This is a genomic window from Daejeonella sp., assembly GCF_044342615.1.
GTDB lineage: Bacteria > Bacteroidota > Bacteroidia > Sphingobacteriales > Sphingobacteriaceae > Daejeonella.
The window spans coordinates 1-10,423 of record NZ_JBIIPN010000095.1 but is presented as its reverse complement, the minus strand read 5'-3'; the positions used below and the strand labels follow the sequence as shown (position 1 = coordinate 10,423).

General features: G+C 35.9%; 10 protein-coding genes and 1 tRNA gene. 3 read left to right on the top strand and 8 right to left on the bottom strand.

The features are described from left to right. The coding region (locus tag ACIQ0D_RS08980) for a glycoside hydrolase family 18 protein (protein ID WP_395804826.1) at positions 1–1,150 on the top strand (1,150 nt) is incomplete at its 5' end. A 324-nt stretch (positions 1,151–1,474) separates the two neighbouring features. Next, on the top strand, positions 1,475–2,089 hold the full coding sequence (locus tag ACIQ0D_RS08975) for a hypothetical protein (protein WP_395804824.1): 615 nt from the start codon (positions 1,475–1,477) through the stop codon (positions 2,087–2,089). 80 nt (positions 2,090–2,169) lie between these two features. On the opposite strand, the gene ACIQ0D_RS08970 is transcribed toward ACIQ0D_RS08975, so the two are convergent. The 8 genes from ACIQ0D_RS08970 to ACIQ0D_RS08935 form a co-directional block, all read right to left on the bottom strand. Next, entirely contained in the window at positions 2,170–3,360 is a 1,191-nt protein-coding gene (locus ACIQ0D_RS08970) for a phosphoglycerate kinase (protein ID WP_395804822.1), read from the bottom strand. 32 nt (positions 3,361–3,392) lie between these two features. Beyond that, positions 3,393–3,824 (bottom strand): GNAT family N-acetyltransferase, encoded by a 432-nt coding sequence (locus ACIQ0D_RS08965; protein ID WP_395804820.1) that lies wholly within the window; start codon positions 3,822–3,824, stop codon positions 3,393–3,395. A 9-nt stretch (positions 3,825–3,833) separates the two neighbouring features. Then, entirely contained in the window at positions 3,834–4,832 is a 999-nt protein-coding gene (gene gap / locus ACIQ0D_RS08960; protein WP_395804818.1) for a type I glyceraldehyde-3-phosphate dehydrogenase, read from the bottom strand. A gap of 207 nt (positions 4,833–5,039) precedes the next feature. Continuing rightward, positions 5,040–6,056 carry a GTPase ObgE gene (gene obgE / locus ACIQ0D_RS08955; protein ID WP_395804816.1) on the bottom strand — a complete coding sequence of 339 codons (1,017 nt, stop codon included), beginning with the start codon at positions 6,054–6,056 and terminating at the stop codon, positions 5,040–5,042. Positions 6,057–6,133: 77 nt separating this feature from the next. After that, entirely contained in the window at positions 6,134–6,706 is a 573-nt protein-coding gene (locus ACIQ0D_RS08950) for an adenylate kinase (protein ID WP_395804814.1), read from the bottom strand. 100 nt (positions 6,707–6,806) lie between these two features. Further along, positions 6,807–6,880 (bottom strand) — tRNA-Arg (locus ACIQ0D_RS08945). A gap of 101 nt (positions 6,881–6,981) precedes the next feature. Further along, a complete protein-coding gene (locus ACIQ0D_RS08940; protein WP_395804812.1) occupies positions 6,982–7,443 on the bottom strand; it encodes a redoxin domain-containing protein in 462 nt (153 codons plus the stop codon). Positions 7,444–7,536: 93 nt separating this feature from the next. Further along, positions 7,537–8,451, bottom strand: coding sequence for an SDR family oxidoreductase (locus ACIQ0D_RS08935; protein ID WP_395804810.1), 915 nt, complete (start codon positions 8,449–8,451; stop codon positions 7,537–7,539). A gap of 323 nt (positions 8,452–8,774) precedes the next feature. On the opposite strand from ACIQ0D_RS08935, the gene atpD reads away from it, so the two are divergent. Further along, entirely contained in the window at positions 8,775–10,280 is a 1,506-nt protein-coding gene (atpD, locus tag ACIQ0D_RS08930) for a F0F1 ATP synthase subunit beta (protein ID WP_291399867.1), read from the top strand. Positions 10,281–10,423: the final 143 nt, after the last annotated feature.

Genomic DNA, 10,423 nt, shown 5'->3' with positions numbered 1-10,423 from the left:
ACGAAACATGAAAATGCATTTTTCAATAATTAGTGGCTGCTTAACCTTCCTTCTTTTTATTAGCTTTCAAACTAATTCATCAGCACAAAATAAAAGTAAATTTATTGTAAACGGGTATGTAGGTGGCTACCGCGGATTAGTGAATGTAGAAGAAATAGATGCAAAGAAACTAACTCACATAAACTATGCTTTTGTAAATGTAAAAGATAGTACTGCTTTTTTAACGAATTTAAAAACAGATTCTACAAACTTTCGCAAATTAAATGAACTCAAAAAAATAAATCCAGATCTCAAAATTTTGATTTCAATTGGTGGATGGTCTTGGAGTGAAAATTTTTCGGATGCAGCTCTAACACCAAGCTCTAGAAAATTATTTGCAAAAAGCAGCGTTGATATTATAAAACAGTTCCATCTAGATGGCGTAGATATCGATTGGGAATATCCTGCTATGAAAGGGGAAGAAGGTAATGTCTACCGTCCTGAAGATAAACAGAACTTTACCTTAATGTTTAAAGAAATTCGTGCAGAATTAAATAAACTTGAAGCTGAAAAAGGTAGGAAATATTTACTGACTACAGCAGTAGGAGGTTCAAAATCTTTCGTTAATAATACTGAAATGGCCCAAGTAGCAGAAATATTAGACTATATCTTAATCATGACTTATGATTATGGAGGTAAAAACGTAAATCATCATACCAACCTTTTCCCATCTAAAGGATTGGAAGGTGGAAGCTCTGTACATCAGTCGGTATTACACTTCATGGCAGCGGGTGTTCCTGCTCATAAAATAGGCATAGGTGGAGCATTTTATGGAAAAAGTAGAGAAGCTGAAACAAAAAATCAAAACGGATTCAATCAACCACAAGTACCTCAATCTAAAGCTGTTGTGGGCCAAGGCGGAGGTTTTGCAAAGCTTAAAAATGAGTTCATCAATAAAAATGGTTATAAAAGCCATTGGGATAGACATGCAAAAGCACCCTACCTCTTTAACCCTGCAACAAAAATATTTATTACCTATGACGATGAACGCTCCATCAAACTAAAAACTAAATACATTAAAAAAAATAAACTTGCAGGTATCTTTTTCTGGGAATATTTTAATGATCCAGACGAAAATTTATTGAATGTAATTGATAAGTCGTTTAATTAATATTCGAAAAACATTCATCATTATCTTTCAAATTAGAGACCTGTTCCAGCTTCTGGTTTTTTAAAATGGATCTAGTTCTTTATTTCACACAAAATCTATCAACCGGAGTAAATATTACAGTCCATTTATTCGTTAAAGCCTCATTTATTATAATCAAGGTTTTATCATTCTAAACGATAAGACGAGTAGTCACAAAAGAAAAAAAATGTTTTTTAACGATCTTTTTAAAGCAATATTATAATTTAATGGCATAAATATTTAATTTTTGAATAAAAAAATTATATTTAAATCATTATAAATCATTTATTTGTATAAAAAATTATCATGAATAAGAAATTTACCCCCTTAGTAAATCTATTTCTTGTCTTCTGTTTTTGTTTTAATGCCAGTGCACAAGAGGCTATAGTTGACACAACGACTATTAATAAGACTCCCTCTCTTAGTGGTACTCTCGCCGAACAATACGTTCAAGTGGTTGTCCGCTCTGGTTCATACAAGGTTTATAAAAATATCAAGAAAGCAAAAATTGAAGAGTTTTGGAAAAACATAAACGATACTTTACAGTATCAAAAACGGCTTATCCAGCAAAGCAAGTCTTCTCCTATACATAATGATGAAATAATCAATTCTATGCAGGCTAAAATAGATAGTTTGGAGGAGGTAAAATCTGAAGTTAGAAGTATTAGTGGCAATAATCCAGTCTCCATTTACCTTTGGCTTGGTTTAATAATTTTAGCTATAGCCTTGGTTTTTGCGCTTACTCGGACTCGTGTTGCAGTAAAAGAAGCGAATTACCGCATCGGACTATATGATCAACTTTTTGAAGAACTTCGTGAACAACGCATTAAAGCCACTGAACGTGAAAAGAAATTAGGCAGAGAACTGCAAACAGAAAGAAATCGTGTAGAGGACTTATTGGAACAAAAGAAAAAGCCTTGATTTAAGAATCAATCAAAAAATAATAAAAAAAGCTGCAAAAATGATTTTTGCAGCTTTTTTTATACGGTTAAACAGACAATTTATCCAGCAATAGCCTTCACTCCTGGAAGCTCTTTACCTTCCATATACTCGAGTAAAGCACCACCTCCTGTAGAAACATAACTTACTTGATCTTCGAAACCGAATTTTGAAACCGCTGCTGCCGAATCGCCTCCTCCAATTAAAGAAAATGCTCCATTCTTTGTCGCTTCAACTACCGCTACCGCTACAGCTTTTGTCCCAATTTCAAATTTAGACATTTCAAAAACACCCATTGGGCCGTTCCAAAGTACAGTTTTTGAGTTTTTAATTACCTCGCTGAAAAGCTTGGCTGATTCCGGACCAATATCTAATCCCATCCAATCATTCGGGATATTACCAGATTTCACTTCCGAAGTATTTGCCTCTGGTGAGAATGCATCAGCAATTACCGTATCAATCGGTAAAATGAGCTTTACATTTTTCTTTTTTGCCTTATCCATAAGCTCCAATGCAAGCGTCATTTTATCATCTTCACAAATAGAAGTACCAATTTGCCCACCCTGTGCTTTAGCAAATGTATAGGCCATGCCTCCACCAATAATTAAATTATCTACCTTGTCTAATAATTTCTCGATTAACAAAATTTTATCAGAAACTTTGGCTCCACCCATTATCGCAGTAAAAGGTCTTTCAGCATGATTTAGAATTTTTTCAGCATTGGCTAATTCACCAGCCATTAAATACCCAAAGTATTTGGCATTTGAGAAAAATTTCGCAATGATTGCAGTGGATGCATGAGCACGATGCGCCGTACCAAATGCATCATTCACGTAAACATCGCCCAATTGAGCTAGTTTCTCGGCGAAAGCCTCATCACCCTTCTCTTCTTCTTTATAAAAACGAAGGTTTTCAAGTAATAAAACTTCACCTGATTTTAAGTCTTTTGCCTTTGCTTGCGCTTCTTCTCCAATGCAATCTGAGGCAAAATGAACGTCGCGATTCAATAAAATGGCAAGGTGTTTCACAATATGACGTAAAGAGTATTTGTCATCCGGGCCATCTTTTGGTCGGCCAAGATGAGACATCAATATCACTGAACCTCCATCTTTCAATATTTTTTCAATCGTTGGAACAGCGCCAACCATACGATTATCATCTGTAATATTGAACTGCTCATCCAAAGGCACATTAAAGTCTACCCTAATCAAGGCCTTCTTGCCTGAAAAATTTAAAAAATCTATTGTATTCATTTTTATCAAATTAATGCGAAAAATCGCTTTTTTTATTGTATCTTAAGGTACATCGCTTTATGCGGACCAATATTGGGGATGTCAAATTCTTCTGAAATAAACTCAAAACCTAAGCCAGAATAAAATCGGAAAGCTGCCTTTCGTGCATTACACCATAAATAATTAGCTTTCTGCCCACGAAGATAAACAATTGCAAAATTCACCAATTGATTACCAATCCCCCTCCCTTGATAAGATAATTGAGTAGCCATTCCCCTTAATTGATATCCCAAGCCAGAAAAAGCATCTCTTCCTTGCTGATGAAAGCTTGCAACACAAACTAGCTCATCCCCTATAAAATAACCTAAATGAAAGGAAAACTCATCATTATCTCCATCAAAAACACATAATTGAGGATCTGCTCCATTACGCAAAATGGGACTTCTAAGGGCAAGCGTATCTTCTGAGCTGATAAATTTAATCATGATTGAAAATCAATTTCTAAGAGCTGCAATTTTTACTATTAAATCAGCAAGACGATTAGAATAACCTGATTCATTATCATACCACCCTACCACTTTTACTAACTCACCAACAACAGAGCTAAGCTGTGAATCAAAAACACAAGAATGTGGATTATCGATAACATCAACAGAAACTATCGGTTCGCTTGTAAACTCTAAAATACCCTTTAAATAATTTTCGGATGCTAATTTAAATGCCTGATTTATATCCTCAGTACTTGGACGCTTTTTTAAGGTACAGGTAAAATCAGTTAATGATCCGTTTAGTACCGGAACACGTATCCCCGCCCCTCCTAATTTACCTTCCAAATGAGGAAAAATTGTAGTAATTGCTTTTGCTGCGCCAGTTGTTGTAGGAATTATTGACGCAGAGGCAGCTCTAGCACGTCGAAGGTCTTTATGAGGCGAATCATGTAGATTCTGATCCCCAGTCATTGAATGAACCGTAGTAATATAACCGTCAACAATACCCCAATTATCATCAAGCACCTTAACCATAGGTGCAACATTATTGGTTGTACATGATGCATTAGAAATCACCGGAGAAAGTAAATCAACAAGATGATCATTAACTCCCAGAACTACTGTAGCCACATCTCTATCTGGAGATGGTGCCGAAATTAGAACTTGCTTTGCCCCCGCTTTTAAATGCAAACTTGCCTTTTCAAGCGTAGTAAACTTACCTGTAGATTCTATCACCAAATCAATCCCTAAATCACGCCAAGGCAAAGTAGATGGATCTTTTTCAGCGAAAACCCGTACTTGCTTCCCATTCAGCAGCAAATGTGTTTCTGTTGACTCCACAGTACCAGAAAAAGCACCATGAACAGAATCGTATTTGAATAAATGAGCAAGAGTTTTGGTATCTGAAAGGTCGTTTATGGCAATTACCTCAATGCCCGACTTATTGAGCAGAGCCCTAAGTGTAACTCTCCCAATACGTCCGAAACCATTAATAGCTATTTTCATATACAAACTCTATAATGTTCAAAGTTATTCAATTGAATGAAAAATGAGTCTAAAAAGAGTGTCATTCCGCAATTAATTTAATAAATAATAATAAAGTGCCTGAAATTTGATGAGCTAGAATTAAAATTACAGCCACGAACAATTTGGAAATTTATCTATTAGAGTAGACGAGACTAAATAAAAATCAAGAAAAATTAGCTTAATAAATTAGACCTCTGAACTAACAATATGCTCATTAATAGCCTTCCAAAGCATGTCTTTAAGCTCTACAAGACCTTTTTGTGCGACAGAAGAAATGAATATGCTTGGTACAGCCGGCAATTCTTGTTTCATTTCGTTCATGAGTTCATCATCAAGCATATCCGACTTACTAATAGCCAAAATACGAGGCTTTTGCATCAATTCAGGATTATACTGCTCCAATTCATTGAGTAAAATATCATATTCCTGAGAAATTGTACGATTGGTATCGGCAGGCACCAAGAATAATAGCACCGAATTGCGTTCAATATGCCTTAAAAAGCGAATGCCTAAGCCTTTTCCCTTTGAAGCTCCCTCAATAATTCCAGGAATATCGGCCATCACAAATGATCGATTATCACGGTATGAAACGATACCCAAATTAGGAACTAAAGTGGTAAAAGCATAATCAGCAATTTCAGGCTTAGCCGCAGAAACAACAGAAAGTAGCGTTGATTTTCCTGCATTAGGGAAACCTACTAGACCTACATCAGCAAGAATCTTTAATTCTAATACCATCCATTGCTCTTTTCCAGGCTCTCCAGGTTGCGAATAACGAGGAGTTTGCTTGGTTGAGGTCTTAAAATGCCAATTCCCTAGTCCCCCACGACCACCAGCAGTTAATATTTTAGTCTCGCCGTCAGCAGTGATCTCAAAAAGTATTTCCCCGGTTTCGGCATTTCTGGCAATAGTTCCTAATGGCACTTCTAATATCTCATCAATGCCAGTCCTGCCAGATTTTTGTCCGCTAGACCCAGGAAAACCATTTTCCGCAATAATATGTTTTCGGTATTTAAGATGTAATAAAGTCCAAAGTTGACTATTCCCTCTAACTATGATGTGCCCACCTCTACCGCCATCGCCACCATCGGGGCCACCTTTTGAAGTTAAAATATCACGATGAAGATGCGATGATCCAGCTCCGCCATGACCTGAACGGCAGCAGATTTTAACATAATCAACAAAATTTGAGCTCTGAGACATAATTTATTTTTACAGAGAACAAAATCCGTGTAGGAATCTTTATGATCTCAAGGGGATGAAATTAAGATTTTTCTTAATTAAAAAGAATCAATAACAGCACAAATTGAATTGAAAATCTCATCAACTGTACCTATGCCATTAATACTAGTGAACTTATTTTGATCTTTGTAATAATTGGCTACTGGGGCTGTTTTAGAATTATATTCTACAATTCGCTTGCGTATAACTTCAGGATTTGCATCATCTGGGCGACCAGAATTTTTACCTCTATTAAGAAGACGCTTTTCTAATTCCTCATCATTTACAACAAGAGCAATCATTCCTGCAATTAATGAATTTTTAGATTGCAATAATTTATCTAAAGCTTCTGCTTGAGCAACGGTACGTGGAAAACCATCGAAAATGAAACCATTAGCCTCTTTATGAGAGTCCAATTTATTGCTAATCATACCAATTACCACTTCATCTGGAACCAACAAACCCTGATCCATAAGCTTCTTAGCTTCAAGACCTAGATCAGTACCCATAGAAATTTCAGATCTAAGTATATCGCCGGTTGATAAATGGATAAGTTTGTACTTATTTATCAACTTTTCGGATTGTGTTCCTTTACCAGCTCCCGGAGGGCCAAACAGTACTAAGTTCAGCATTTGATATCTAATTAATCCTGTTGGGTCAAATTTGTGATGACAGGATGGTTTAATGCATATTAAAAGCCTTTCCGTTAAAGTCGAAAAGGCTTTTACAATGTGCACCTGAAGGGAGTCGAACCCCTAACCTCCTGATCCGTAGTCAGGTGCTCTATCCAATTAAGCTACAGGTGCATTTTTAACGGACTGCAAAAATATGCTTTCTTTTCATACAAACATAGTTTTTTTGAAAATACTCGTAATCCCTTAAAAATCAGGGCTAAAAGACCTTACTTTTAGTTTACTGCTTCACGAATTGCATTGAAATCGGGAAGATCTCCCGCCGATTCCAAAACTTCTGCGTAAACAATTTTATGATTTTCATCTAAAACAAAGGCCGCTCTTTTAGAAACTCCTTTTAAATTAAATACAAACTCATCATAAAATGCACCATAAGCTTGCGATACTTCTTTATTGAAATCAGAAAGCAATGGGAATTGATAATTATTCTCTTCCTTAAATTTAGCTAGGGTAAATGGAGAATCGACAGAAATTGCGATAATTTCAGCACCTAATTCATCGTAATAACCAAAAGTATCACGCATGGTACATAACTGAGTGGTACAAACTCCGGTAAAAGCCATTGGAAAGAAATGAATTACTACTTTCTTTCCTGCATAATCTGCCAAGGAAATTTCCTTTAATTCGGAACTGTATAAGGTAAAATCAGACGCTTGTTGTCCTTTTAGATTTGCCATAAGATTTATTTTTTTACAAAGTTAACATTTTTAGTGATTTTTTAGGCATTTTTAGCTAGCATTTAGTAGCAAAGCGATTGCCTTAAAGGGCCTTTAGCTATTTTTTATTGCATTAATTTGTTTTTCCATAAAAGCGATACCCTCTTCAAAAGAATGAGGTTGATATCCCAATTCTTTTATCGTTTTATCTAAAATAAAACCCGTTTTCTTAGGTCTTTTAGCTGCTTGATTTAAGCTTTCAGCAGAAATAGGATTGATTAAAGATTTATCTAGGCCATAATAATCAGCTACACGCTCCACAATTTCCAAAATACTCATCAAATCCTTTCCAGAAGCATTGAAAACTCCCTTAGCATCGTTTTTAACTGCAAGCAGACAACATTGTGCCAGATCTTCAGCTAAAGTTGGCATACGCCATTGATCATTAACCACATTAATCGGCTCTCCCTTTTCTAATGCAGCCTTAGCCCATAAAACTATGTTTGTGCGGCTCATATCATTGACAATGCCATACACAATAATGGTTCGCAAAATAGCCCAATTACAGGAAGATTTTTGTAATATTATTTCAGATTCAAGCTTGGTTTGGCCATAATAACTTAGTGGATTTGGTTCTGCATCCTCCGCATAGGGACCATCCTCCCCATCAAAAATAAAATCAGTTGATAAGTGTATTAATTTAATATCTGTGTTTTGAGAAACTTTAATCAGGTTTTCAACAGATCTTACATTAAGCGCATAGCATTTCTCATGGTCAAGCTCACATGCATCAACATTAGTCATTGCCGCTGTATGAATTATTGCATTCGGATGATATTTTGAAACCAATTCATCTAAACGAATAGCATCTAAAACATCAAGCTCTTCATAAGTATATCCAGATTTTACTGGGTGCCTATTGAGTCCCACTGAAGTGGCAATAAGCTCAATTTCAGAATCAATCAAAGAAAGATCCGTAATTTTTTGACCGAGTAATCCATTACTCCCAGTAACCATTATTCTTTTCATCTTTCAAATAAAACAGATTTTTTTTTAAGAATCTAATTTTTGAGCAGGAATGAACATAATAAAATCATCTTTTTGTTCTGTTTGTCTAAATTTTAAGAAATGTATTTAAAAATTAGCCATTTACATCATTTAATCAAGAAAAAAAGAGCTTCAATGCGACTCAAAATAGCATTTTTGCCAGATTTGAAAAAGGAATAAAAAATGTTGATTAAAAAACTTTCATTAAGTATTTGATTTACGGGGATAAAGAGTATTTTTGCAAATCAAAAATCGGCTCTAAAAAAGGGTCAAATTGTTGATTTAATAAAGTTTTAAAAATTTATATGCCAAACTCCGGAAAAATTGCACAGATCATCGGACCTGTAGTCGACGTAAGCTTCACAGAAAATGCACATTTGCCTAAAATCTATGATGCATTAGAGATTGTAAAAGATAATGGACAAAAGATTATTCTTGAAGTTCAGCAGCATCTTGGAGAAGACCGTGTTCGCGCAATCGCGATGGACTCAACAGACGGACTTGTACGTGGAATGAGTGTGCTTGATACCGGAGCACCAATAAAAATGCCAGTTGGCGACAAAATCAAAGGTCGTTTGTTCAACGTTGTTGGTCAAGCAATCGATGGTATTGATACTATGGATACCTCTGATGGTTATCCTATTCACAATACACCTCCTAAATTTGATGAGTTAAGTACTGAAACTGAAGTGCTTTTCACTGGAATTAAAGTAATCGACCTACTTGAGCCTTATGCAAAAGGTGGTAAAATTGGATTATTCGGTGGTGCTGGTGTAGGAAAAACAGTACTAATCATGGAATTGGTAAATAATATCGCAAAAGCATACTCAGGTTTATCAGTATTTGCTGGGGTTGGTGAGCGTACTCGTGAAGGGAATGACCTTTTACGTGAATTTATCGAATCAGGAGTAATTAACTATGGAGATGCATTTAAGCACTCTATGGAAGAAGGCGGATGGGATTTAGCATCTGTTGATAAAGAAGCTTTAAAAGATTCAAAAGCAACATTGGTTTTCGGACAAATGAATGAGCCTCCTGGTGCACGTGCACGTGTTGCTCTTTCAGGATTAACTGTTGCTGAATATTTCCGTGATGGAGATGGTGAAGGACAAGGAAAAGATATCCTTTTCTTCGTTGATAACATCTTCCGTTTTACTCAAGCAGGTTCTGAAGTTTCAGCTCTTCTTGGTCGTATGCCTTCTGCAGTAGGTTACCAACCAACATTGGCTACCGAAATGGGATTGATGCAAGAAAGAATTACCTCCACAAAAAGAGGCTCGATTACATCAGTACAAGCAGTTTATGTTCCTGCGGATGATTTAACTGACCCGGCACCAGCAACAACATTTGCCCACCTTGATGCTACTACAGTATTATCTCGTAAAATTGCTGAGCTTGGTATTTACCCTGCAGTGGATCCTTTAGATTCAACTTCACGTATCCTAAATGCAGCTACTTTGGGCGATGAGCACTATGGTACTGCACAAAGAGTGAAAGAAATTTTACAACGTTATAAAGAATTACAAGATATCATCGCCATCCTAGGTATGGACGAACTTTCTGAAGAAGATAAATTAGTTGTTGGACGTGCTCGTCGTGTTCAGCGTTTCCTATCACAACCATTCTTCGTTGCAGAACAGTTTACCGGATTAAAAGGAGTATTAGTAGATATTAAAGACACTATCAAAGGTTTCAACATGATTATGGATGGAGAAGTGGATGAATATCCTGAAGCTGCATTTAACCTTGTTGGTACCATCGAAGATGCGATTGAAAAAGGTAAGAAACTATTAGCTGAATCAAACTCTTAAGGGAGATATGAGACAATAGATGTGAGATATGAGACGATAGATATGAGAGAATAGAAAATCTCAAATCTCAAATCTCGATTCTAACATCTCGATTCTAAAAAATATGAAATTAGAAATATTAACACCTGATAAAAAAGTTTACG